The sequence below is a fragment of the Amycolatopsis anabasis genome, from assembly GCF_009765355.1.
In the GTDB taxonomy this organism is placed as follows: domain Bacteria; phylum Actinomycetota; class Actinomycetes; order Mycobacteriales; family Pseudonocardiaceae; genus Amycolatopsis; species Amycolatopsis anabasis.
This window is the reverse complement of sequence record NZ_VTHK01000012.1, coordinates 102,713-128,419: the sequence shown is the minus strand read 5'-3', so window position 1 is coordinate 128,419 and position 25,707 is coordinate 102,713. Positions and strand designations below refer to the sequence as shown.

Genomic DNA, 25,707 nt, shown 5'->3' with positions numbered 1-25,707 from the left:
CGGCCCCGCTGCAATCCGGGGCCGCACCACCACGACCAGACCTACGAGGGAATGGGGAGACCACGCGATGGGCCGACACAGCAAACCCGATGACCACGACACCGATCTCACTCCCGCCAGTGCGACGCCCAGCATCCCGGAAGACGACAGCCACTCTGCTGATCCGCTGGGCGAGCACGCCGCGTCGACCGGCACCAAGCCATCCGCCGGGACTCCGCGATGGGGGCGGACCGCCTTCGTAGTCCTGGCCGGAATCGTCGTGCTCGCGGTTGTCGTCGCGGTCGCGGCGAGTTGCCGAACTGCAGCGTCCACCCCACCGCCTCTACCCGACCGTCCCTCGCCCGAGGCAGCGGAGCAGGAGGCGATCATTCCCGCGCGTCCGGTCAGCGACGCCGAACTCGCCGCGCTACCGAGCCAGACGACCTTCGCCGACATGCCCGCCGCGCCGCAGGATCCGGCTCCCGGCGAGGAACCTAGCGGGCTGGTGCTGCACCCGCGAACCACGGTGCCGCTCTACGCCGCGCCGGGAGGACCGGCGATCGCAGGACTCCCACCGCGCCAGTTCGACGCCGACACCTGGGTGCCGGTGATCGAACGGCAACCCGGGTGGGATCTCGTGCTCCTTCCCGGGCGCCCCAACGGATCCTCCGCCTGGCTATTCCGAACCGGGTCTGCTGTGGACGAAGCACGCACGCCTTACCTGTTGCGGCTGAACCGCGCCACGTTCCGCCTGGACGTACTGCGCGACGGCGTGGTGACCCACAGCTGGACTGTCGGGATCGGGAAACCACACTCACCGACACCGGCCGGTCGCGCCTACATTCTGGCGTCCATTCAGGACACTCATCCCACCTACAGCCCGCTCGTGCTGCCGCTCTCGGTGCACAGCGACACCTACCTCACCTACGGAGGAGGACCGGGGACCGTGGGCATCCACACCTGGCCCACCGCCGATGTCTACGGCCAGCAAAGCAGCGACGGCTGCATCCGCGTCCCGGGCGACGCCCTGACTCTCCTCAGCAGCGAGGTGCCACTGGGCACGCCGGTGCTGATCCGCTGAACCAACCCAACCACCGGCCCACCTACCGATCGTGGGCCGGGCGCACAACCACGAGGGGAAACGACATGGTCCACACCACCTTCCGACCGCGCGCCACGCTCGCGGCGCTGGCGCTGGGCGCCGGGCTCGCCGCCACCATCACCGGCACCGGCATCGCCCGCGCCGACACGGCGTCCACCGCCTACGGGATCTCCGCCTCCGGCGCGGACCCGCTCGGTGCGCAGCCCTCGGTCAGCTCGGCGGGGGCCGTCCGCACCAGCGAACTGGGCAGCGTCCGGTCGAAAGCGGGGTTCGTGGTCGCCAGTAGCCTGCGGGTGTCGGCCGGGGCGGGCACCGCCTCGGCCAGCGTGGGCAACGTGACCGTCGCCGGGAAATCCATCGGCGCGGTGTCGACCACCTGCACCAACGGCAAAGCCGCCGCCGGACGAACCGGCACAGTGAAGCTCACCGACTACCTGACCGTGACGTATGGCGCAGTCCGCGGCGGCAACGCGACCGGTGCCACGATCACGCTCACCGGCGCCGGAAACATGGGCGCGGAAACCGTACAGGTCGCGGTCGTCTCCTGCGGCACAGGCACACCGCCGAACAACCCGCCCGGCCCCGGCAATCCGCCCCAGCCCGGCCAGCCCGCGCCAGGCAAACCCGCTCCTGGGAAACCGGCTCCTGGCCACCCCGCAGGCGGCAAGCCAGCCACGAACCCGCCGAACGGCAAACCGGGCGTGGACATCCCGCCAGCGCCCAAGCCCGAACGCAAACCGGGCCACCCCGCGGTCACAGGCTGACGGGTAATGGTGCCGTCCCTGCGGACCGATCGTTCGCAGGGACGGAAACCCGGAAGCAGCAGGAAGACCAGGAATGAGGGCTGCTCCAGGCTCGCGTGGCCTCGCGGACGCGCATCGCCGCCAACCGGTCCTCACGGCCAATTCACGCGGAGTTGAGTCGTTCGACTGCAGTTGTCCTAGATGCCGGTATTACCCAACGTCATAGCGCTGGGCCGATCGGGTGATGAAAAGCGAGGAGTGTTTCCTAGCAGGAACACTCCCCTACAGTGGGGTGATCACTCGCCAACTATATTTGGTCACGCGCTGGCAGGGGGATGTCACGTGGGGGAACTACGGCGTGCCGGGCTCGGCAGCGAATATCGCATACTCGCGACCGGAGAGGCCATCTCCGTTCTAGGAGACCAACTGGCCAAGGTCGGGATCGCGTTCTACGTCTATCGCGCGACCGGCTCCGCCGCTCCGGCCGCCCTGGCTTTCGCCGCCACCTTCCTGCCCGATCTCGTGGCGGGCCCCCTGCTGAGTCCGCTGGCTGACCGGTTCGCCCGCCGGCCCGTGATGGTGACCTGCCTGCTGCTGCAAGCCGCGTGTGCCGCGGCCCTGGCCATCCCCAGCCTTCCCGTTGGTCTCGTGATCATCGGGGTGGTGGGCATCGCCGCCGCCTCCGCTCCCTTCAAGGCCGCTCAGGCGGTGACGGTCAACGACGTCCTGCCCACCGACGAGCAGCGCATGGCCGGGCGCCGTTGGCTGTTCATGATGCGCGAGGCAGGCCAACTGGCTGGAATCGGCACGGCCACAGCCATCGTGGCGGCGGTCGGCCCCAGCATGGCGCTGATCATCGACGCGGCCTCATTCCTGGCCGTCGCGCTACTGATCCAGCTCGGAGTCCGACTCCGGCCCCCCGCGCAGCACACCGCGGGCGGCCGGGACCGTCTGGGCTGGCAGTTGGTGTGGCGCGACCACCACCTGCGAGTGCTCAACGTGCTGGTGCTGGTCGGCACCTTGGCGATCCTCCCCGAGGCCGTGATCGTGCCGCTGCTGGCTGAAATGCCCGCCCCGACGGGAGCCCTCGGACTGCTGCTGGGCGCCAATGTGGTCGGCTACCTGCTCGGCACCTTGCTTCTCGGCCGCGCCAGTCCGCAGCGGCAGTCGTCGCTGGTCGGGCTCCTGCTCCTGCTGTCCCTGGCCCCGTTGGCAGGGTTCGCGCTGCGGCCCGGGCCGGCCTGGGCCACCGTGCTGATGCTCCTCTCGGGCGCGGGCGCGGCCTACCTATCGATCGTGCAGACGGTAGCCCTGTCCCTGGCCAGCGACCAAGTCCGGGCCCGGGTGGCGGGCTGGCTGCGCACCGGACTGCGCGCAGGCCAAGGACTCGCCGTCCTGGCGGGCGGACTGCTCGCCGACGTACTCGGTTCCCCGTCGCTGGCGGTCGCGGTCGCGGGCATGGCGGGAACCGCCGCCGCGGCGGCGTGCCTGGTGCCTTGGGCGCGGTCACCAACGATCCGGTACGGGGTGACGTGATGCGAAGCGTTCGCTCACATGTCGCGGTCGCGGTCAACCATGGCGCTACTCCTCTGCGTGAATGCGGGCAGGCCGAGACCTGCTCGAACGGATTTGTCCTCCAGCGCGATCACAGTCGCAGCCTGTATGGGGTCGCTCACATGTCGCGGTCGCGGCCGGCCATGGCGAAGCCTCCTTTCGCGGAACTCGCGCGGGAAACGAATGAGGGGTGGGCACGAGAATGAGAAAGCGTCTCGATGACGCGCACGGGGCTCAGGGGCTGTGGCGTTTCACGAGCAGCACAAAATCACCTCCGCTGCTCCCGATCGGCCCCGAGGCGCGACACGATAGCGGCAGGTCGCGAGCTAGCTGCGCCTGTCGCACGTCAGGGCGTATTCACGGATGGGCAGGGGCTAGCGTGACACGAATCGGAGAATATTTGAAAGCACGGCGGGGTCGCGATTCGTCCGTTCGGTCGGAAGAGGCACTCTCCGCGCTGAGCCTGCCGACCGTTGCATCCGTGATGGTGATCGACCTCATCGGCGCTGTCGCCGGCGGGCTGGGCTGGCACTTCTCCTCGACACCACAGCCGCGTCACTGGGTCCTGTTCGGACTGTTCCTCGCGGCTGCGCTCGGCTACACGAGGTTGACCAAGGTCGCTGAGGGACGCCGCCGCGCCGACCGGCTCGACCGCAAACGGGTCGAACACATCGACCTGACCAGCATCTGGTTCGGCGCGGCCGCCCTCGTGCTGCCCACCACCCTGGCACTCGTCCTGGTCGTGATCGTCCGCGCACACCGGTACCGCATCGCTCGTAAGCCGCCCGGAATCTGGATCAGCACCACCGCCACGATCGTGCTGGCCGTCGTCGGGGTCGGTGCTGTCCGGGACCTCATCGACCCCGCCACCTGGCTCGTCGACGGCGCGGCGCGCGACCTCGCAACCACGGGGAAGGTGACAGCTGTTGTAGTCGCCGCCGGAGTGGTCTACTTCGCGGCCGAGGCGATCCCGATCGGGATCTACCGTGGCATCCGCTTCTGCGGCCCGGCGCGGTCCTGGACCCTGTACAAAACCCTGGGCAGCCGAAAGGACAACCTCCTCGAGGCGCGCACCCTGCTCATCGCGGGGGTCAACGCCGCGGCCGTGGTGTTCTTGCCGCCAGGATTGGGGCTGGTCCTGGCCCTGGGACTGGCGGTGCGCGAGACTCGCAGCATCGCGCGGGATATCGCAAAGCAGGCCGAGATCGAACACCTGCGCGCCGAACTCGCCAAGGCCACCGCGCGAGCGGAAACCGACCACCTCACCGGGCTGTACAACCGTCGCGGATTCGAGGAGTTGGCGGACGCCGCGCTGAAGGTGGACCACGCCGCCGGGCACACCAGCGTGCTGCTCATGCTCGACATCGACCGCTTCAAATGGTGGAACAGCGAGATCGGTCACGACGGAGGGGACAAGGTGTTGGTGGCGGTCGCGGACGTGCTGCGAAAGCAGACCCGCAACGGCGACGTTGTAGGACGGTGGGGTGGTGAAGAGGACCTCGTGCTGCTCCCGGACACCACCGAGCGTGAGGGCCGCGAAATCGCCAACCGGATCCGCGTCGCGGTTTCCCAACTGAGGACCCAGGTGAGAATGCCCGTCGGCGGCAAAATCGAATACCTCGGAAGCGCCGCCGAGCAGCACGAGGACGGGCGCAAACGCGGCGACCTGCCCAAATGCACGGTCTCTATCGGCGTCGCGGTGGCCCCCGCCCATGGGATGACCACGACCCTGGAGCAGTTGCGACAGGAAGCCGACCGGGCGCTCTTCGTTGCCAAGGACGCGGGCCGCGACCGGGTAGTCGCTTACTCGGAACTGGTGAAAACGCCAGTTCCCATCCACGAGCCACAGGACCATACAATTGTGCCGAACGATGCTGCGACTCTTCACTGAGCGGTTCGCCGCCGATCCCTGGCCGGACCTGGCGCGGATGCGGGAAGCCGGAGGTGCGCACCGTGTCGCCACCCCTGACGACCCGCCCGCGTGGTTGGTGACGCGCTACGCCGACGTGAAGGCCGGGCTGCTCGACCCGCGACTGTCCACCCACGAGGTGGACGCCAGGAGCGAGGACTACCGCGGTTTCGTGCTTCCACCCCCGCTCAACGCGCATCTCTTGAATGTCCCGGCGGAGGACCACGCCCGGTTGCGGAGCCTCGTGACCACCGAGCTGTCTCCGCGCTGGCTGGCCACCCGGCAGGATGACCTGACCCGGCTCGTCGACCGCGCGTTGGCCGAGCTGACCGACTGCGGTCGGATCGAAATCGTCAACCAGTTCGCGATCCCCCTGCCCGCGCTCGTGGTTGGGGAGCTACTCGGCCTGGTCGACGACGAGGTCGCCGAGTTACAGCAGTGGGCGGAGGCGACCCTCCGGCCAGGAGACTCGGCACCACGCGCCCGCGACACCCTCGCCGTGATGCAACACCTGATCACTAACGTCATCACCCGGCGCATGACCCCGCGCAGCCCTGACGGCCCGCTCGCCCGGGTCGTTGCCGCACCCGGGCGCCACCAGGCCGCCGAGACCGAACTGGCCGGCTTGGTGTTCTACCTGCTGTTCGTGTTCTACGAGGTGCTCACCGACGCGGTCGCCTCCGCGGTCGTCGCGCTCGCCCAGCACCCGGACCAGGCCGGGCGCCTGCGAGCGGGACCGGCACACACGTCCCGTGCGGCGGAGGAACTGCTGCGCTGGGCCTCGCCGCAGATGCTGGCTGGGCCACGATTCGCCCGTGTGGACATCCCGATGGGCTCGGCGACGATCCGTGCCGGGCAGACGGTCCTGCTCTCGCTCGGGTCAGCCAACCACGACCCCGCGGTATTCACCGACCCGGACACCCTGGACCTGCGGCGCGAGCACAATCCCCATCTCGGGCTCGGTCACGGACCGCATGCCTGCCTCGGGTCCGCAATCGTGCGCAGAGTGCTGACCACCGTGCTCGACCGGCTGCTCCACCGCTGGCCTCGCATCACGTTGGCCACGCCCGTGCGGGGCTGGCGTTCAGGGTTCCGGCACCGCGGTCCGCAGGAGGTGATCATCGTTGTCGACACAAAATAGTCTCAGAATGCCACTCATCGTGAAGAAGGGCTCCGTGGGCCGCGAGCCCTCTCAGAGGTGTCTATGGGAATTCCCGCCCTTGCCGTCAGGCCAGGCGGCGGCCGTTTCTCGGCGGGGCTTGAAGCGATGCCAAGACGCCGCCTATAGTGGCTTCCATCAGGTCTGTCAACCATTGTTTACCGGAAGGCGGGCGCGGCGGAAGTCTGGGGAGACTCGTGGTGGACGAAACTAGCGCATTCTCAACCGAAGCGTTCCGGGAATTCGTATGTGCGTTATTTCCGCCACGCAAGAGCGATCCAGCCTCGGCTGACAGCTATAGGTTCCCCGATCCTGGCGTCACATTCAGCGAATTATCGCTCGATATCAGAGAAAAGACCGGGTACTCTATTTCTGTTGAGACTTTGCGGGGACTCTATCGTGGCAAGAATACAAACCCAACAATGAACACGTTGGATGCGCTCAGCAGATATTTCGGAGTTCCTGTCGGAGACTTCCACAACACCGAGCACGCGCAGCGGGACGCTCGGCAACTGCGAGCGCTCGTGGAGCATGGCCGGAACGCTCGCCAGGCCCGCGAACAGGCGCAGCGGCTGCACGAGCTGCTGCAGGAAGACCCGGATGGGGAACTGGCTGTGCTCCTGCGCGGTAAGGGACTCGACGCCGAAACGATCGCGGTCCTGGCTGAAGCCGTGGCGGAGCAGATCGCGGATGACAACGACACCGACCAGGAGAGCTGAGTGCTGCCGTGTCGGTTGACGTACAGGTCTGGGTGCACGAGGGATCGGACAGGACCTTCATGAACGACAGGGAACTGAGGAAGGCGCTCGCCGAACTCGGCCTACCCCGCCGGCGCCGCGTGTCCGCGCAGGAACTGGCGACGGCGCTGGCCGCTCATCGCGGGCGGCCGCTGCATCTGCGGGCCGTGGACTTTCCTCCCAAGGCCAACGGCGGAGTGGTGCGGACCCGGAAGTTCGACCTGCTGTGCTATCCCAAGAACGGCTGGCCTATCGAACGCCGCAACGCCTTCGCGCACGAGATCTCGCACCTGCTGCTGGATCACACCGGCGTCTCGCTGCACAGCCAGGACGTGCTGCGGTCGCTGCTGGCTCCGAACATCGCCCCGGAGGTTGCCTCGCGCCTGCTCTGCCGCACCGAGATGGACACCCCCGAAGAGCAAGACGCGGAAACGACCGGCATGCACCTCGCCAGGCATCACCTAACCTACGAGCTTCCTGATCGCGCTTGGGGTGCCACCCCGGAACAGCAAGGGGTTGTTCGGGGCCTGCTGCACAGCCTGAATCTGAACGAGGTGCTGTAGCGGGTGCCCAGCAGCTGGTTCACCGTGCTCTACGGCATCGTGGGCGGCCTGATCCTCGCCGCGACCGCATGGCGGCTGCGTGACGCGCTGCGTGACCCCGGCCGCCCCGACCTGTGGGCGGTGTGCCTGGCCCTGTTGTTCACCGGGATCGGGTTCCTCTCCGCCACGCCGCCGTTGTACATCGCCGCGGCCCGATGGACCGGGATCCCGAACATCGCCACGCTCGTGGTGTATGGCTCGATCGTGACCTGCGGGGGCGCAATGTGCGTGTGGACGTACTACATCCTCGCCCCGAAAACCGATGGCGTCCCGACCGCGGACGCCCATCGCCGCGGCGTGCGCGGGGCACGCTACATCCTGGCCGCCACGGTCGCGGTCCTGCTCACCATGGCCACCCTCTTCACCCTGGCACCCGTGGAAGACAGCATCCACGCCATCGACTTCGATGACGCCTACGCCCGAGTCCCGCTCGCGGTGGCCTTCCTCGCCGTCTATCTGACGGCCTACTGCACGGCCCTGATCCGGATCGTGTGGTTGTGCCGACGAGCCTGGTCCACAGTGGTCACCGTGCTCTGGCTTCGCCGCGGCATCCGCTCACTGGCAATCGGCGCCCTCATCGCCCTCGGCTACGCGGCTGGGAAAATCGTCTCGATCGTCGGTAGCTGGTTCGGCACACCGATGCACACCCTCAACATCGTGATCGCGCCCTTACTCGCAAGCATCGGCGCGTCGCTGATGATGGTCGGCTACGGAATCTCGGCCGCACCCAAGCTCCTCGACAGAGCCATAGAGGTCCGCACACTCCGCAGCATCCATCGTTTGTGGCGGATTCTGAGGGCCGTCGCACCGAACGTCGAACTGAGCATCCGGCATGCCGCGCGGCGCCCCCTCGCCAACCGGCTCTCGGTGCGGGAACGTGCCTATCGACGGGCCATCGAAATACTGGACTGGCTCAATCGGTTGAGCCCGCACCTGGACCCGCGCGTCCAACAGATCGCCCAGCGCCACGCCGACGCAGCGCGACTGCGTGGCATCGCCCGGGATGCCGCAGTCGAAGCCGCGCGGATCACCGTCGCCCTGCACGCCTGGGAAACCCAACAGGAACCCCGCACGTCCAGGGGAGGGGAGTGGCACACGCCCGGGCCAACCACCGGAGAGCAACTCCGGATGCTCGCTGCCATCGCCGAGGCGTACCTAGCGCCGTCGCCGGTGGTCACTGCCACTCTCAGTGAGCTGGATATCACGCGGCAAGGGGCGATCATGCTGCCTTGAGGTGGGCCCGTCATGGAACTCTGGCGCGGTCACTGCGAACGAGCGCGCGATTTGCTATAGTGAATCCCGTGACGCTCTACGTTCGGGATGCGTGGAACTTCCCCGAAGGGGAGGGTGGTGGTAGCTCAGAGTGGCCGCATGGTGCGAGTTGCGGCAGTAGCTGTGCGGCGGCGCCTCGCGTGCGCTCTCAATCCTTGCATTTTTCGTATGGGGACGTCACTTGAGGGGCGTGTTAAAGGCTGCCCTCTCTGGACAGTTCTCGACTGGACGCGGCCAGTTCTGACTCCGGCGAGGGAAGTCGAAGTGCCAGCCGTCATTTGGTGGCTGCTGCAGCGGCCTCGCGGAACCGTGCTAGCTACAACGGTCCAGTAAGACCTTGGGGAAAAACTGCCGTCATCGCCCATCCGGGCGGCAGTGACAGAAACGTAGAAGCGGGACAGGTGTCAGGGGGCGCATGACGGATGGGCCAAAAACGCCGTCATCCAGGTGTGAGTTCGGCGAATAGCCGGGGTATCTTGCGGCCGCCTTCTTGTTCGGGGATCGCTTCAGCGCACTCCCAGGGCGTCCGTCGCTCAGTGATACTCCTCGTTCACTCTGCCGGGCGCTTCATGGTCGTAGTGGCGCGGTCACCGTGGCTTGTGGGCCGTTGCGACGGAGGTTCTCCGGCGGTACCTGTGTGGCGGCTCGCCTTCTGGTGCTCGATTTTCGCGATGACATTCTCGGCCGGTGGCTGCGTTGTGGGCAATCCGCCGACGCCTGGGCGGCCCGTGCCGCTGCCATCGCTCGCGTTGTCGACGCCAGCGCCAGCGCCCGCGATCGGAAGGTGGCACGGGACTATCAGGGAAATGTAGCCGACCGATCACAATACCGTCGATTGGGCCCCCTGGTTTCTCGGCGAGCCAGGGTCATTTTGCTGCCTGAAATCATTATTGGTAACTCCAGTCGCGCGTCCAATAAACGTGCGATGAAGGTTGACAGCTGAGCGTTTGCTGTTGCAAAGTTGGTCGCATTAGAAGGAAGTTCCAGACGGCAACGGCGGACTGAGCGTGGCTGAGCACCGCCACCGCGCACCACGAGTAGACACGTTTCGGCGTGAAAGCGACGAGGTGCCACGTGCTCCGCTGTGAGCGTTAGTTTCGAGGGGGGTCTGTAGTGAACGAGCAGAATAAGTTCAACGCGCGTGGCCTGGTCAGGAAAGCGGCCGCGCTAGCGGTTCTCGCGTGCTCGGTGGTCGTCGGCACCGCGACGGCATCGGCTACACCTGCTGAGCACCTGAGCGATCGGCCCGCTATGGCGGAAGCGACCGGTCCGGATGGTGTGCGGATTACGGGTGCGCAGCTGGGCAACCGCGAGCTGGGCGTGAGTCCGGATGGTGTGCGGATCACCGGCGTGCAGCCGGGCAACCGGGAACTTTAGCGTCCTTGAGCACTCTGCGACAGGGGACTGTTGTGCGACTGGCGGGGAAAGCGGTTCGACGCCGATATGTGGTGAAGTCGCAGTATTCGATTGCGGCGGAACTTGCCAGCCTGGGCCTTGCTCACGACGAGTTCGAACAGTTGCAAAAGGATGGCCCGACGCCAGATGTGCTGGCGAGCGCCAAGCTGCTGGCGTTGCTAGAGCGAACCTGTTGGGTGGAACTTACAAGAAGTGTGGACCCGGGGCACCGCGTTGTCGGGCGTAGCCAGTACGTCCGGCATCGCGCCCCGATTCCAATCGGAGCTGTCTTGGCTGTCGATGCGCGATGTTCTTCAGTGAACGACACCCGCATCGACTGGAGCGTTCGCGCGTTCGTGGGCTCCCGGCTGGTCGCGACGGCCTGGCTCACGTTTGAAGTCGTCAGCCTTGAGTGGCCGGGCGCAATGGAAAGTGTTCGCGGCTCCACTGACCAGAGCAGCATTGCCCTGGCAACCCAAGCCCGAACCTGAGCGGGAAAGTTCAGGGAATTCTTTTTGGGGGAATATCATGAAAACTTCTGACTCCAGAGTGGTGCGGTGGGTCAACAAGATTGCCGCATGTGGACTGCTCATCGGCTCGGTTATGGCAGGCGGCGCCACGGCGATGGCCTCCCCGGGGACCGTGGCACAAACTCCATCCGAGGACGTCGCGGTGTCCGCCGCGCAACCGGCGATCAGCGCCGCGTATGTCGACTACTTCGTGCGGTACAACGGTGTGCGCGTCCGCGCGTGGAATACCACGCGAAGCGGTGTCGTGGCCGTCGTGAACAAAGGCCAGGGGTTCCGGGCCTATTGCACCCACGCCGGCGAGGGCGGTTACCGCTGGGCTTACGGCGTTCTGTGGGGCGGGCCGCCGGGCTGGATCCGGGGGGACATGGTCTACGGCGGTGGCGTCGGTTCGGGGATCCCGATCTGCCGCATGTGACGTCCGCCGACGGACCGTATCTACGAAACAGGGCTGTGAAGGGGGAACTGGTGTTCAATCTCAGACGAGCTCGAGCGCGGGCTGCGCTGCTCGGTGTTGGAGCAGGCGGTCTGCTGGCGGCGGGGGTCGCGGTGCTGGCGCCGGATGCCGTCGCGCGTCCGGACGAGACCGCGCACGGTGTGATCGTGACCGGCCTCGACGCGGTGGCCGCGGATTCCGGAACGGTTGAAGGCAGGACGGGAAGTTTCCGCGCCACCGGGATCTCCACAGAGAAGCGGCCTGGCTATGCCCGGGCCTCGGTCAAGGACCTGATCGTCGACGGGCGCGCGCTGGGCGGCGTCACCGCGATCTGCGATCAAGGTGTGTCGCGGGTGGTGTACGGCGGCGCGCCGCAGGACACCGGCCGGTTCACCGTGACGATCGGCCAGGGCGGTGCGGCGTCGGTGACGGGGTTGACCGTTACGGTCGTCGATCCCTGGGGAACGGTGACGCAAACCGTGCGCGCGGCCGCGATCAACTGCGACAACACCGCCACCTACGCGCCGGAACCGCCGGCCAACGGCGGGCCAGTGCAACCAGCATCTGGCCAGGTCGCGAACAGCACGCCAGGTTCCGGGGAGGTGCCGAAGGCGCCCGCGCCGCAACCGAATCCGGGGCACCACCCGGTCACCGGGTAGATGACCAACGGCCCGCGCGGGGGAGGCGCGGGCACAGCGTAACCGGGGTATCCGGGACTCGCCAGGTTCGACGATCTGTAGATAGTGGACGGCTGCCGTCGAAGCCCATCCGGGCGGCAGCGAGAAGAACCCGCACACCAGCGCGGGGACACGGTGTCTGGGGGGACACGTGACGGATGGGCAACGGCCGCTGCTGCTCGGCGGCGTCGCGGGCGGCGTGGGAACGTCCACGTTCGTCCGCGTGCTGCGCGCGGTGGCCACGATCCCGGTGCACGACTTGGGCGTCTACCGCGGCGGCTTGGTCGACTTGCTGATCACCAGCAACACCGCGAGCGCGACCGCGCAGCTGGGCTGCGCGCTCGCCGCGTGCCCGCGACCTCCGGTGCTGATCGTGATGCACACGGTTCCGGGCGGGATCAGCCGGGCGTCGAAGTCCCATCTGCGTAGCGCCGAGCCCCACCTGTCTTCCACGTTCGAGGTCTTCCACCAGCGGACCTGGCCGGAGTTGGACAGCCCGCCGGGCAAGTCCGTGCCGAAGCCGGTCGTGTCGCTGGTACGCGAGCTCCCCGAGGCGGTGCGGCGCATGTATTCCGTTCCCGCGCGCCACGTCGCACCGCAGAACAGTGGACCTCAGCCATTGCCGCCCGCGGTGACGCCGCCCGGGCGCACGGTGTCGCCGCCCAGGCCACGCGAGTTCCCCCCGCGCGCCGGTCCTCCGCCGCCTGCCGCGGGCCCGCCGTTGCCGGGTCCGCCTCAGTTTTCCGTGCCGCAGCCAGGGGGGCTGCCGCACGTCACCGGGGGATAAATGGGGGACACGCAATGCTCAGCAAGGCTTTTCTCGTAGCCAATACGTGGCTGCTCCAGCAATACGACTTACCTGACCCGAAACCCAAGGCGCCGGAAGGGAAACTATCCGACGCCGCGGACACCATCTTGGCCTGGATGAAATGGGGTGGCCTCGTCGGCGCGATCGCGGCGCTGGTCGCCGGGGGAATCATGATGGCGGTCGGGCGGCGGAATCGAAATAACATGGCCATCGAGGGCGCGCTGTCCATCCCGTGGGTGATCGGCGGGATCGCGCTGATGCTAGGCGCCACGTCGATGGTCGGGTGGCTGGCGAAATGACCCGCGCCCAGCGCCCCCGCCGTCGCTGGTGGATCGTCGCGGCCGCCGTGGTGGCTGTGGCCGCCGCGCTCGTCGGATGGCTCATCAGTTCCTCCGGGCCCGAGCCCACCGGTCCACCGGCCGCAGCAGCGTCTCCATCGATCCCGGACACCGTCCCGTCATCCGGTCCCGACCCGCGTTGCCAGTTGCGGTGGGAGACCGCGCCCAGCGGGGATCTCGTCCCGGTCAATGCCTGCGCGGGTCCGCGTGACATCAGCGGCGGCCGCGCTCGCGGGTTCGCCCACGACCAGACCGGCGCCGTCTACGCGGCGATCCACATCACCATGCGGATGTCCGCGACCGCGGGCCCCGCGGTGTACCGGCCCACCTATGCCGAGCAGACGGTTGGGGATTCCCAGGACGCGCTATCTCTTCTGGCGCGGGAGAAGTCGAGCACGCCATCGGGCGACTCCCGGGCTCGGCGGTGGTGGTGGAAGCTGGGCGCCGGCGACCCGACCGGGGACTTGGTCGTGGTCGAGTTGGCCGCCGCGACCGCGCAGGCCGAGGCCAGCGGCTCGGTGGCTCACCTGTCGGTGACGCTGCGCTGGGTCGATGGCGATTGGAAGGTTCAGCTGCCCCGGCCCCGTGCTACCCCGATGCCGTCGGTCGACGGGTATGTCGCGCTCGGCGACCTCCCTCGGGGAGGTGCGTGATGCTGGCCTTCCCCGGTTTTATCCAGCAGTTCAAGCCGCCGATCGAGCAGACCGACTGCGGGACGCTCGACCTCGGCTGCGAGGCCGGGGCGGCCGCGCGCAACTGGTTCACCGATCTCACGCTGTCGATTACCAAGGGCACCGCCGAGCTGATGGCGGAAGCGATGACGTTCTGGACCAAATCGGACCGGACCTCGATGTTGAAAAGCCCGGCCATTACCGACATTCAGGGCCTGCTGATGTACATCGGTCTCGTTCTGCTGGTCGGTTCGGTGATCTGGCAAGGAATTATCCTTGTCTACAAGCGCAAGATCGACCCGCTGGTCAACACCGGCCTGGGGCTGTTGAGCTTCTTCGGCTGGTCGACCGTCGGTACCACGGCAGCAGTGCTGCTCTACGAGGGCGGGCTGGCGTTGTCCGCTCAGGTGCTGGACGAATCGATCGAGAAGTTCTCGAACACCATGGCCACGGCGATGCAGGCCAATGTGGTCATGTCGGTCGCGACGGTGTTCTTCCTCGCCATCATCATGTTTTTCCTGGCCGCGATCCAGTGGGTCCTCGGGTTCTTCAGGATGGGCGCCTTGGTCATCCTGCTCGCGCTGCTGCCGACAGCCGCGGCCGGACAGATCAACGAGAGCACGAAACCGTGGCTGCAGAAGGTGTTGTCCTGGTCGCTGAGCCTGATCATGTATCAGCCGATCGCGGCGATCATTTTCGCGGTCGGGTTCACCCTCATCGGCGATGGGCGCGACATCGGCACGGTCCTGACCGGCATGGCGGTGCTGGCCATGGCCGTGATCGCCATGCCCACCATGCTCCGGTTTTTCGACTGGGGCGGGCAGCGTTTCGTCGGCGGCGGGGGTGGCGGCGGTGGCGCGATGGCGGCCGGTGCGGCGGCCAGCATGCTCGGCGGCGCCGCCGACATCAGCCGCCTGATGGAACGGTCGGGTCCTGCGGGGCCAGATAGCGGTGGGGGAGCCGGGCCCCCTCCGGTGGAGGCCGCCAATACCGGAGACGGTCCGGGCAGTGACACCGGCGAGGGCGCGGGTGTGCGCCCCGGCGGGCAGGACAGCACGCCCAACAGCGGCCAACCGGGTCAGGCCGCCGGAGATGACGCCACCCCCACCTCCGCGGCGACCGGTGCCGAGCAGGGCGCGGGAACAGCGGCCACGAGCGCCCAAGCCGGCGCTGGCGCCGAAGCAGCCGCCGGAGCCGGGGCTGGCGCCGCCGGTCCGTACGGCGCGGTCGCGGGTGCGGCCCTGGAAGCCGGGAACAAGACCAAACAGGCGTTGGGCGATTCGATGACCGATGGGTCCGGCGGGGGGTCCGGAAATGGCTGAACCACGCACATATGGAGGTTGGCGACCGCGTAGGGGCTTCGGCCTGGGCCGGTTGTCCGAGGCACAGACCGCGGTGATCGCCGGGTGCGTCCTGGTGCCGCTGGGCATGTGGATTCTGGTGGCCAGCTTCGGGTTACCGATCCTCGTCGTAGGTGTCGCGGTCGTGGTCGCGATCGTCGTCGGCGTGCTCACCGTGGTACCCCATCGCACTCGGGGTGTCTCGCTGGGCGGCGCGCTCATCATCGCCCTGCGCAGCGCTTCCGCGCAGCGCAGGGGCTGGTCGGAGTGGGAAAGCGGAGTGTTTACCACCCACCCACGCAAGGGCGAGTTGCCCGGGGTGCTCGCGCCGCTGATGCCACTGACCACAAAGGACGGTCTGGGAAACCCCTACGGCTTGCTGTGGGATCGCAGGACCGGGAGGCTCACTGCGTCCTTGCGGGTCGCGCCGGTCGGCACCGTGCTGGCGGACGAGGATCGCACCGACCTGTGGATCGGCAGTTTCGCAGCCTGGCAGGCCGCACTCGGCTATGAGCCGACGGTGGAATGGGCCTCGATCACCGTCGAATCGGCACCGAGTTCGGGAACCGAGCTCGCCGACTACGTCGCCGACAGGCTCGATCCGGCAGCGCCGGCCATCGCCCGGGAGACGATGACCGAGGTCGCCGACGCCCACCGCGGCTCGACCGCCGACATCTCCGTCCGCGTGTCGCTCACCTTCCAGCCGCAAAGGGCGCGCCCACAACCTCGCGACGACGCCGAACGGGTCGCGGAAGTCAGCCGCGCCCTGGCCGGGCTGGAGGGCGACCTGCCGCTGTGTGGCGTGGCGACGCTCGGGCGCGCGACGGCGGCGGACATCACCCACTGGCTGCGTTCGGCCTACGACCCGCACGCCCGGGGCGAGATCGGGCGCCTGTCCGAGCAGCAGCACCTGCTGGACTGGGGGGAAGCCGGACCGGTCAAGGCACAAGCGCTGGCCGATCACTACTGGCACGACTCGGGCTGGTCCTGCACCTGGGCCATGGCCGCGCTGCCGAACCAGCTGGTCACCTCGAACGTTCTCGCGCCCCTGGTCACGCCCGGTCGCTATCACCGCCGCGTCACGATCACCTACCAGCCGTATCCGGCAGACCAGGCCGGGGAAGTCGTGACCCGGGAAGCCACCGGCAGCGCGTTCCGCCGGGAGGTACGCCGACGCCGCGGGGTTGACGAGACCGCCCGCGACCGCGCGGACGAGATCCGCGCCCGTCAGGCCGCTGAAGAGGAGGCCCGCGGCGCCGGGGTCGGGCTGTGGGGCATGTACGTGACCACCACGGTCGAGGATCCGCGTCGCCTGCCGGACGCGATCGCCGATGTCGAAAGCCGTGCCCGGAATTCGAAGTTGCGGTTGCGCCGCTGCTGGGGCTGGCAGCACGCCGGGTTCGCCGCGAGCCTGGGCGTCGGAATCTATCCGCCGGATCTGGCGCGGCGGGGACGGATGGCGCGATGAACGTCCCACTTCGCCTCCAGCGCAGGCATCTGCGCACCGTCCGTCCACTCCCGACACTTCCGCGCCGGGTGGCACATCGCAGGGGCGCGCACCCGTATCGGGGCCGCTGCGTCGGCAGAGCACGCGGTAGCCGTGCACGGCACAACAGCGGGAAACCGTGTCCCGCGGTGCGCTTCCCACGGGGAATCACCACGGCCGGCCTGCGAACCGCCGGGGACGACGGGACGTAGTTGCCCAGACACGGACGAGACCTGCGGCGTACGCCCTTGCGCCCGGTGGCGGGGGCATGCGTCCGCACCACGGCGGTGTCCGGCCCGGCTGGGGGTCGCGCCGGACACCGCCACCTCAACTTCACACACCAGTTCACGCGTCTATCAGGGGGAACGCGATGAGCATGTTCGGTCGGCGCCGCACGCGCGCCACGACGAACGATTCCGCCGCCGATCCGGCGGCAGGCTCGACCACAACCGAAGAACCAGTTATCCCGCAGACGGTCGCCGACGCCGCGATCCGGCATCTGCCCGAACGGGTCGATCCGCTGGCCGATCTGCGCGCGCTACCGGTGCCACCGGCACGAGGGTGGGCTGTCCGCGACGGCGGCCGCGATCATCACGTCGGCACCCCCGTGCTGTGGCAGGGAACCACCACCCAGCTCGCCGGTTTGTATCCCTTCGTCGGGGGCTCCGGTTCCCGGGTTCGTGGTGTCCCTATTGGACACGATCTGCACACTCATGAGCCGGTCGGCCTGCATCCCGGGGACTGGCTCAAGACAGGCCTCATTTCCAACACCGGGCTGTGGGTGCAAGCGCAGCCAGGCGTAGGTAAGAGCGCGTTCGCGAAACGGCTCGGTACCGGACTTTGCGCCTTCGGCTGGATGCTGTTCGTCCCCGCGGACGTCAAAGGGGAATACACGGCGCTGATCCGCCGCCTCGGCGGAACCGTGATCAAGGTCGGGCGCGGCCATGACGCCATCAACCCTCTCGACCCCGGACCGCTGGCCGCGCTGCTGGCCACCACCAGCGGGCGCGAACGCGACGCCCTGCGCGAATCCATCCGGGCCCGGCAAACCACCCTGCTGGAAGGGCTGCTCCTGCTGGAGCTCGGCCGTGCCCCGACACCGACCGAACGCAACCTCGTCTCCCGCGCGATCGACCTCGCCACCGACGCCGCGGCGGACAACCAGCCCACCATCCCCGAGGTCCGCGCGGTGCTCGAGGCCGCGCCGCAACTGCTGCTGTCCGCCGCGCGCGTGCACGACAACCGCGAGCGCTACTACGACCTCACCCGCGAAGTGCTCAGCAGCTTCGATCTGTTGGTCGAAGGCCCGCTGCGGGGCTTGTTCGATCGCCGTTCCACCGCGCGCCTGGATCCGTCGTCCTCGGCGACCTCGCTCGACATTTCGGTGCTGGACGAGGAAACCGACGAAGTGGTCGCCGCGGCCATGCTGTGCTCCTGGGCCTGGGGCGCTGGCATGATCGAGGCGCGCCAGGCCGGCCAAGGCCGCAACATTTTGTGGATTCAGGACGAGGCGTGGCGCGCCCTGCGCACCGGCTCCGGCCTGGTGGAGAAGAGCGACCGGCTCACCCGCCTCAACCGGCACAAGGGCGTCGCCAGCGTCTATCTGACACACAGCATGGACGACCTCGAAGCGCTGCCTTCCGAAGAGGACAGAGCCAAAGCGCGGGGAATCGCCGCACGATGCGCGATCCATGTGTATGGCGGACTCCCGGCGTCCGAGCTACGCAGCCTGACGGTGTCGTTGTCCTCCCGCGAGAAGAACATGCTCTCGAGCTGGCAATCGGCCGGGACCTGGGTCCCCGGACAGCGGCACCCCGGCCGCGGGCTCTACCTGATCAAAGCCGGGGAACGCGCGGGGCTGCCGGTTCGGATGAACCTCACCCAGAGCGAGATCGGGCTGTACAACACCGATTCCGCCTTCGACACCCCTCCGGCCACGGCGGTGGCGTGATGAACGCCCTGATCACGCTGCTGCACCGTGCCCTGCGCGGCGCCGAGCTGGCGCAGATGCGGCTGTTGCGGTGGGAAAGCGCGACCGTCCGCCGCTGGTCGGAAGCGATCGCGCACCGGTTGCGCACCCGCTACCACCTCACCGACATCGACGCCGATCCCGACGAGCACAACGAGCACGACACGCGACGACCGGTGCCGCTGCTGCGGCACCTGGAAATCGCCGCCATGAAATGGAGCGACGACCGCGCGCACCGGCACGCCGCCCAGTTCACCGAGGCGTTCTGCGCCCGGCACGGCATCGACCGCGATGCGCTGTCCTCCCGCACCGGGCACGCGGCACCCGCGAGGGGGCGGCGATGACCTCCCCCAACGACCGCAGGCACGCAGGCGGCGCCATGCCGGTACTGCCGTGGGTGATCGTCGGCCTGATCGGCGCGGTGTTCGGGCTGCTGGGCATCGCCTGGATCGCCGCGCAGGCCACGGCCGCCACCGGCCACCCGATCCCCGCGGTCACCGACATCCCGAACACGCTCACCGACACGGGACTGGCCGGCCTGATCGGCACGGACGGATCCCGGTTCTGGTTCTGCGTCCTCTTCGGCGCACAGATCGCCGTGCTCCTGGCCGCCGCGATCACGATCGGCGTGCTCATCGCCAAGCACGGCCGACCCAAGGACGGGCACAAGGCCATGACCGCGGCCAAAGAGTTTCGCGAGCTGCAACAACCCGCGATGGCCAAACGCGCCCAAGGGCTGCAAAAGTCCTTGGAGAACACCAAAGCACGCGAACTCACCGCCCGGCAGGTCGGTGCCGCGCTGGGCGACATCGGCGGCCAGACCGTCTTCAAAAGCCACGAAGATGTGGAACTCGTGATCTGCGGGCCCCGCTCGAACAAGACGTCCGCGAAAGTGGTGCCGGAAATCATCAGCGCTCCGGGCACCGTGGTCGCCACCAGTAACAAGGGTGACGTGTGGGCTTTGACGGCCGGGTTGAGAGCCATGGTCGGGCCGGTGTTTCTCTTTGACTGCAACCAAATCACCTACCAGCCGCAGACCTTCTGGTGGAACCCGCTCGGCGGCGTCATCGACGTGGAGTCCGCGTCCCGGATGGCGGCCTATTTCATGCGTGAGGTCGGCGGCGGTGCGGGTGGCGGCGCCGACCGCGCGGACCCGTTCTTCACCCCCGCCGCGGAGAAAACCTTGAGGCAGATCCTGCTCGCCGCCGCGGTGTCGAAGCGTTCGCTGCGTGACGTCGTCGCCTGGGTCGCCACCCGCTCCGACGAGCCCGCGGTGCAACTGGACCGGCACGGCTTCTCCAGGCAGGGCGATTCACTGCGCGCCACACTGGAACTGCCACCGGAGACCCGCGGCGGCGTCTATGAGGGCGTCGCCACGGCGATCGCGTGCCTGGACTCGGAGAACCTGCTGCGCTGGGTCACCCCACCAAAAACGTGGGAGCAGCCGCCGCAGGACCCCAAGTCCATCAAGGAATTGAACCTGTGGGAGCTGATCACCCGGCCCGGCGACCAGCACCCCACCCTGTACTTGCTCACCCGCGAGGGGCAAGGCTCCGGACGCCCGATCGTCGCCGCCATCGTCGGCGAACTGTTCAACGTCGCCTTCCGCGCCGCGGCCGCCAACGGCGGCAGGCTCGACCCCGCTATGACCGTCCAACTCGACGAGGCGGCGAACATCGTCAGGATCCCGGAACTACCAAGCTGGTACAGCTGGTTCGGCAGCCAGTCGATCATGGTCACCACCGTTCTGCAGTCCCGCGAACAAGGGAGAGCGGTCTGGGGCAAAGAAGGATTTGATGCCCTCTGGTCGGCCGCGACGATCAAGACGATCGGCGCCGGTGTGGCCGATCCGGATTTCGCCGAAGACTTGTCCCGGCTGGTGGGCGATCACAAGGTCGAGGAGACCTCCACCAGCTACAGCTCCGGCGGGCCGTCCACGTCGCGTTCCCTGCGCACCGAACGCATCCTCACCGCCGCGGACATCGCGGCGATGCCGCGCACCAACGCGCTGCTGATCACCTCCGGCCGCCGCCCGGGCCTGCTGCGGCTGCACCCCTGGTACGCCGAACCCGACGGCGAGGAAAAGCGCAACATCATCCAGCTGTCCCAGGAGGCCACCGGGCAGATCCAGCAGGCCGCGATCGCCTACCTCGGCCCGGACAACCCTGTCACGCGGTCCCTGCAACAACCCGCTGCCCCGACACCGACCGGGGAAGGTGGTTCCCGGTGACCACGTTCCCTCCCGGCGAATCGCCGGGCGAGCAGCTACAGCCGCACCCGTTCGACATCGTGCAGATGGGGCTGCCCGCCCTGGAACGCCGCCTGACGGCGCGGGTGGACGCCGTGCACGTCGAGTTGCACGCCATCCTCAAAGTTCTCGCGCCGGGCCTCATCAACCACCGCGCGGAACCGCCTGCACCTCCGCATTATGACGAGTTGCATGCGTCCGAGACGCTCCGGGCCGACCCGACGCTGCACCGCTGGCTCACCGCCTTGGAGTTCTCGCTTTTCGAGGTGGCGACCGAGGCGCACCAGGCGCAGCGCACGGCGGAGGTGGCCAGCGACGGGCTGGACACGCTCGAACACGCCATCACCGAGCTGGCTGCGATGTACCACGAGCTCAATCAGCGCGTGCAGGACACCAACGCCGAACGCCAGGATCCGGCTGGTGGTGATCAGCAGCCATGACCATGCCACCACAGCCTCCGCCGGGCTCACCGCTCGGCCCGCGCCCGGCCCCGCCGGAGCGCTCGCTCGCCACAGTCGGCCAGTTGGCCGCGCTGGAGGAGAAGTTCGGCCGGTGGTTGCGGGCACTGGAAGTCGAGCAGTTCCACATCACCGGCGAGTTGAGCCACGTCCGGGACGCCGCGGACCGCGCGAACAACGGCCTGGACACCCTCGAAGACAGCCTGCTGGAGGTGACGGACAAGCTCTCCGGCCTTGCCGAGCAGACGCAGTTCGACGGCGTCGCACAACCCGTCGCCATTCCGCCGGCGCAACCTGCCCCGCCGACCACCGCGGCGCAGCCGGAGCGTCCCGCCGAGGACGGCGACGGTGTGGAGCGGCCCTCACTGGACAAGCTCTACGGCTGGGTGGAGGAACAGATCGCCCCGATGGTCCGGAAAACCACCACGACCGGCGAAGGCGGCGGGATCCGCTGGTGCCGTCAGTGGTGGCTGCACCACGACGCGGTCGAGCGCTTCACCGCGCTGTACCTGGCCCACACCGAGTTGTCCGAATCAGACGAAGCGACCTGGCTTTCCGCGTATCTGCGCGATCACCTCGACCCGCACCTGTCCACTTTGACCAGCCCGTACGGGCCTTTCCACGCCTGCACACCACATCGGCATTCCACGGCGATCACCGCACTGGGCCAGGACGAGGCTCCCGCGCGAACGGCCGCACCACCAAGGGGGAACACGTGACCGCGCCAGACGATGCTCCGCACTTCCTCGGGTTCGCCAACCGCGGAGTTCCGGCACCACCACCGGACTACCCCGGCGAACCGAGCCAGTTCTTCTTCGAGGTCGGACGACAACACGCCGCAGCAGTCGTGGATGAACTGATACGCCAGCAGCGCTCACCCCAGTTCCAGCTGCCGTACGACCTGGCGGAAGCAGAAAGAAACTTCCACCCAGAAGCCCCATTCAACTTCGGCCACGAGCACGACAACAACGCCGCGGACTACGCCATCGGGTTTTGCGACAAAATGGCGTCGGATGCCCTCTACATGCGCGACATAGCGGAGCTGGAGCACGTGCAGAGGATAGCGATACGGCTTGAATACCTTGCCCGGAACCTGTCAGCCAACGCGAACGTTCCGCTGCCCGAACCGTTCGCTGCCGACGACCTCAGCCGCGAGCAAGAGGCGGAACGGCATTTCACCGGCTATGCCGGACGTAGCGTTCCGATTCCGCCCTGGGACGTTTTGGAGGTAGACGAGGTCGCAGGCATGTACGGGGAGACTGGTGACTTCTTCCGCGAGGTCGGCGCGCGGCACGCCACCGCTGTCATAGGCGATTTGTTGCTGCAGCGGAGGTCGCCGGAATTTCTCCTGTCGTACGACTTCGACGACACGGTACGGAATTTCCGTCCGCAGGCGCCCGAACACTACGGCGGTGAATTCGACTTCAACGACCGGGATTACGTCAGCGGCTTCTGCCGAGAGCTGGTCGAGGAAGCCAACCGCATGCGTGAGGCGCTGGAGGCCGAACGTGAAGGAGAAACGTATCTGCCCTCCTACTTCCGGCACGAATCGGAAAGGTTCCAGGGCTGGTCCATCCGATTCCGGCAACGTCGAGGCGATCTCGACCCTGACGAAGTGCTGGCGATAGCCGATCAGTTCGACGACCTCGCCCGAACGCTGTCAGACAACGCACGTGTGGAGTTGCCCGAGCGGCTCAAGGAGGTCGACCGGCGACTCGAGCAGGAAGCACGCGACCGTGTCGCCGTCGCGGAGTTGACCGCCGCGATCGACGCCTACTGCCTGCACGCGGCGATGCCGGGCCTCCGCGAAGACGACGGGCAGGCGGTACGCCGCGACCAGCTCGCGGCCCAGGTCGCCATCCTCGATACGCGCAATCCCCACTTGCTCGCCAGCCTCACCGAAGATCGCGCCCGGGTGGTCCACGGCATCATCCCGGAATCGGCCACCCGTCGGCACCTCTACAGCTGGCCAGACCCGCTGCCGCCCGCCCCGGCGCCCGACGAGTTGTCCCTGCGCAGGCTCGCCGACACCGCGAACGAACTGGCCACCAGACTTCTCCACCCCGCCGTCGGCGAGATGTCCACCGACGACGCGGTGGACAAGGTCCGGCTCACCGACAGGATCAACGAACTGCACCAGCAGCATCCGACGCTGGTGGACTCCTTACCTCCGATGCAAGCGGGCCTGGTCCGAGATGTGGTCAACGTCTACGCCGAGGCTCGGGAAAACGCCGCACAGGACGCCGCTGTGGCATCGACCGCGCAGGGACGACAACGAGTCGACGGCTCGGCTGCGGACCACCCGAGGGACGAGAGCCCGCAACCCCGACTCAGCCCTGACGCAGCGCTCGCGCGTTGCCTGGACCAGCACGGCCGTTTCGACTTCGGCACCGTGCGGAGGCTGCTGGGTGTAAACGCGCGGCAGGTTCCCGAGCTGATGGGAGACCTCATCTATTGGGATCCGGCCGGGCCAACGTGGAGAACCGCCGAGGAATACCTGTCCGGCAACGTCCGTGAGAAGCTCGCCTTCGCCACCAGCGTCAACCCCGACGCGGTGCGTGGCGACTTCACTCGCAAGATCGAAGCGCTCTCGGCGGTGCTGCCGCCAGAACTGGGTCCGGACGAGATCCAGGCCCAGCTCGGCGCCTCATGGATTCCGGCGTCCGACGTCCGGGACTTCGTCGCGGAACTGCTGGACGACCCGGACGTGGTGGTCGAACGCGAGGATCCGGAGTTGCCCTGGCATGTACGGCCGGGCAGCAGGGAGCGCCGGCTCAGCGAGGCCGCGACCCAGCAGTGGGGCACCGAACGGAAGAACGCCTACCGGCTGATCGAGAGCACCCTCAACGCCCAACCGGCACGGGTCAGCACGGTGGATACCGGGCACCGGCTGGACGTTGAGGGCACCGAGCAGGCACTGCGCAAGCAGTTGGAGATCAACGACCGCTTCAGCACATGGGTGTGGGAGGACCCGGATCGCACGGCACGGCTGACCCGCGACTACAACGTCACGTTCAACTCCCACGTGCAACGCCGTTTCGACGGCTCGTACCTGAGTTTTCCCGGCATGGCACCGGAATTCCTGCCGGCCCTCCATCAGCGCGACCAGATCGCGCAGATCCTGGCCTCGCCGACCTCACTGTGCACCTACACCGATCCGGGCGAGCGCGACACGACCATGTTCGCCGCGGCGCTCGCGCTCAAGCAACGCGATCTGGTCTCGAAACCGGCGCTGCTGGTCAAGCAGGGCGAGGCCCACCGCGTCGCCGCGGCCGGGGTCGAACGGTTCCCCGGGTCACGCGTCCTATCCATCACCGGGGACCAGATGCGTGATCCGGTCAGCCGCGCCACGATGGTCTCGCGCTGCGCACTGGGTGACTGGGACGCCGTGGTCATCGACGACGCAGCTTTCAGCCAGTTGCCGTTACGCCCCACCGACCACGCGCGCCTGCTCGAACAGGACGCCGAGAAGCTCACCAGCGCGCTCAACTCCGGCGCCGAACCCCGACGCTTGCGCCGGATCGAGCAGCAACGTGACACCCTCCTCGCACACGCGCAACTTCTGCGCGACACCACAACGGGACTGGACGACGCGTTCTTCTCCGACACCCGCCTGGATTTCCTGCTGATCGACCAGCCGCACTGGCTGACCAAACGCGGCCAGGACACCGGAGTCGTCGGATGGCCCTCGACCGGGGCGCACAAGGCCGAAGACCTCGATCTCAAGGTCCGGTTGCTGCGGGAAAGCAACCCCGAGCGCGTGATGGCGGTTTTCACCTCCGGGACCTCGGTGAACAACCACTCCGAACTGCACGCACTGCTGCGCCTGCTCCAGCCCGAATTCCTCGCAGCCGCCGGCCTCGAGCGCCCGGAGGAATGGACCCGCACCTTCGTCAGGCAGCACCACGTGGTCGCGCCCACTCCGCACGCTCCGGACGGGGCCGTGCACGCCGCTCCGATCAGCCTCATCAACGTGCCCGAACTCCACGCCCTCTGGCAGCACACGACCGCTCCGGACCTCGCGCGGCCGATCGTGGCACAGATCAGTATCGCCTCGAACTTCGTCCCGGTGTTCAACGAACGCGCGGGCGCGGTCGAGATCGTGCCGGTCGAGTCCATCGAAGACAAGCACCTACGGCCACCTGCTGATCAGGGACCGGCCACATCGGACCACCGGCACCCTCCCGGGACCGCGGGGGCCCGGCATGCCGCAGTCACCAATCAGACAGGCACCGGCCGATCCCGGTAGCCCAGCCAGGCCACCACGGGCACCGGGCCGGTGGTGGAAACACACCGA

General features: G+C 67.9%; 23 protein-coding genes. All 23 read left to right on the top strand.

Annotated elements, in window-relative coordinates:
* Positions 1-67: 67 nt before the first annotated feature.
* On the top strand, positions 68-1,060 hold the full coding sequence (locus FXO23_RS51615; RefSeq protein WP_246257468.1) for a L,D-transpeptidase: 993 nt from the start codon (positions 68-70) through the stop codon (positions 1,058-1,060).
* A 65-nt stretch (positions 1,061-1,125) separates the two neighbouring features.
* A complete protein-coding gene (locus FXO23_RS17875; protein WP_158886285.1) occupies positions 1,126-1,845 on the top strand; it encodes a hypothetical protein in 720 nt (239 codons plus the stop codon).
* 321 nt (positions 1,846-2,166) lie between these two features.
* The gene (locus FXO23_RS17870) at positions 2,167-3,360 is read left to right on the top strand and encodes an MFS transporter (RefSeq protein WP_158886283.1); all 1,194 of its coding nucleotides are present in this window, start codon (positions 2,167-2,169) and stop codon (positions 3,358-3,360) included.
* A 502-nt stretch (positions 3,361-3,862) separates the two neighbouring features.
* The gene (locus FXO23_RS17865; protein WP_246257501.1) at positions 3,863-5,269 is read left to right on the top strand and encodes a GGDEF domain-containing protein; all 1,407 of its coding nucleotides are present in this window, start codon (positions 3,863-3,865) and stop codon (positions 5,267-5,269) included.
* Positions 5,250-6,428 (top strand): cytochrome P450, encoded by a 1,179-nt coding sequence (locus FXO23_RS17860; protein WP_158886279.1) that lies wholly within the window; start codon positions 5,250-5,252, stop codon positions 6,426-6,428. The genes FXO23_RS17865 and FXO23_RS17860 overlap by 20 nt, the downstream gene beginning before the upstream one ends.
* A gap of 218 nt (positions 6,429-6,646) precedes the next feature.
* Positions 6,647-7,165, top strand: coding sequence for a helix-turn-helix domain-containing protein (locus FXO23_RS17855; RefSeq protein ID WP_158886277.1), 519 nt, complete (start codon positions 6,647-6,649; stop codon positions 7,163-7,165).
* 59 nt (positions 7,166-7,224) lie between these two features.
* Positions 7,225-7,746: a hypothetical protein gene (locus tag FXO23_RS17850; protein WP_158886275.1), complete on the top strand. Its 522-nt coding sequence runs from the start codon at positions 7,225-7,227 to the stop codon at positions 7,744-7,746.
* Between the two features lie 3 nt (positions 7,747-7,749).
* Positions 7,750-9,018: an MAB_1171c family putative transporter gene (locus FXO23_RS17845; protein WP_158886273.1), complete on the top strand. Its 1,269-nt coding sequence runs from the start codon at positions 7,750-7,752 to the stop codon at positions 9,016-9,018.
* 1,152 nt (positions 9,019-10,170) lie between these two features.
* Positions 10,171-10,434, top strand: a complete 264-nt coding sequence (locus tag FXO23_RS17840; RefSeq protein WP_158886271.1) for a hypothetical protein — start codon at positions 10,171-10,173, stop codon at positions 10,432-10,434.
* A gap of 32 nt (positions 10,435-10,466) precedes the next feature.
* Positions 10,467-10,943, top strand: coding sequence for a thioesterase, FlK family (locus FXO23_RS17835; protein WP_158886269.1), 477 nt, complete (start codon positions 10,467-10,469; stop codon positions 10,941-10,943).
* A 37-nt stretch (positions 10,944-10,980) separates the two neighbouring features.
* Entirely contained in the window at positions 10,981-11,397 is a 417-nt protein-coding gene (locus FXO23_RS17830) for a hypothetical protein (protein WP_158886267.1), read from the top strand.
* On the top strand, positions 11,394-12,074 hold the full coding sequence (locus FXO23_RS17825) for a hypothetical protein (RefSeq protein WP_158886265.1): 681 nt from the start codon (positions 11,394-11,396) through the stop codon (positions 12,072-12,074). The genes FXO23_RS17830 and FXO23_RS17825 overlap by 4 nt, the downstream gene beginning before the upstream one ends.
* 169 nt (positions 12,075-12,243) lie before the next feature.
* Positions 12,244-12,879: a hypothetical protein gene (locus tag FXO23_RS17820; protein ID WP_158886263.1), complete on the top strand. Its 636-nt coding sequence runs from the start codon at positions 12,244-12,246 to the stop codon at positions 12,877-12,879.
* Between the two features lie 14 nt (positions 12,880-12,893).
* Positions 12,894-13,199 (top strand): hypothetical protein, encoded by a 306-nt coding sequence (locus FXO23_RS17815; protein ID WP_158886261.1) that lies wholly within the window; start codon positions 12,894-12,896, stop codon positions 13,197-13,199.
* A complete protein-coding gene (locus tag FXO23_RS17810; protein WP_158886259.1) occupies positions 13,196-13,891 on the top strand; it encodes a DUF8175 domain-containg protein in 696 nt (231 codons plus the stop codon). Before FXO23_RS17815 ends, FXO23_RS17810 begins: the two co-directional genes overlap by 4 nt.
* Positions 13,891-15,231 (top strand): hypothetical protein, encoded by a 1,341-nt coding sequence (locus FXO23_RS17805; RefSeq protein ID WP_158886257.1) that lies wholly within the window; start codon positions 13,891-13,893, stop codon positions 15,229-15,231. Before FXO23_RS17810 ends, FXO23_RS17805 begins: the two co-directional genes overlap by 1 nt.
* Complete coding sequence (locus FXO23_RS17800) at positions 15,200-16,717, top strand: SCO6880 family protein (protein ID WP_343034492.1); 1,518 nt, start codon at positions 15,200-15,202, stop codon at positions 16,715-16,717. The genes FXO23_RS17805 and FXO23_RS17800 overlap by 32 nt, the downstream gene beginning before the upstream one ends.
* A gap of 394 nt (positions 16,718-17,111) precedes the next feature.
* The gene (locus FXO23_RS17795) at positions 17,112-18,686 is read left to right on the top strand and encodes a hypothetical protein (protein WP_246257462.1); all 1,575 of its coding nucleotides are present in this window, start codon (positions 17,112-17,114) and stop codon (positions 18,684-18,686) included.
* Positions 18,686-19,048, top strand: coding sequence for a hypothetical protein (locus FXO23_RS17790; protein WP_158886253.1), 363 nt, complete (start codon positions 18,686-18,688; stop codon positions 19,046-19,048). Before FXO23_RS17795 ends, FXO23_RS17790 begins: the two co-directional genes overlap by 1 nt.
* On the top strand, positions 19,045-20,934 hold the full coding sequence (locus tag FXO23_RS17785; protein ID WP_158886251.1) for a type IV secretory system conjugative DNA transfer family protein: 1,890 nt from the start codon (positions 19,045-19,047) through the stop codon (positions 20,932-20,934). Before FXO23_RS17790 ends, FXO23_RS17785 begins: the two co-directional genes overlap by 4 nt.
* Positions 20,931-21,392 carry a hypothetical protein gene (locus FXO23_RS17780; RefSeq protein ID WP_158886249.1) on the top strand — a complete coding sequence of 154 codons (462 nt, stop codon included), beginning with the start codon at positions 20,931-20,933 and terminating at the stop codon, positions 21,390-21,392. The genes FXO23_RS17785 and FXO23_RS17780 overlap by 4 nt, the downstream gene beginning before the upstream one ends.
* Entirely contained in the window at positions 21,389-22,129 is a 741-nt protein-coding gene (locus FXO23_RS17775; protein WP_246257459.1) for a DUF4913 domain-containing protein, read from the top strand. The genes FXO23_RS17780 and FXO23_RS17775 overlap by 4 nt, the downstream gene beginning before the upstream one ends.
* A complete protein-coding gene (locus FXO23_RS17770) occupies positions 22,126-25,659 on the top strand; it encodes a hypothetical protein (protein WP_158886247.1) in 3,534 nt (1,177 codons plus the stop codon). The genes FXO23_RS17775 and FXO23_RS17770 overlap by 4 nt, the downstream gene beginning before the upstream one ends.
* The last annotated feature ends 48 nt before the right edge of the window (positions 25,660-25,707 follow it).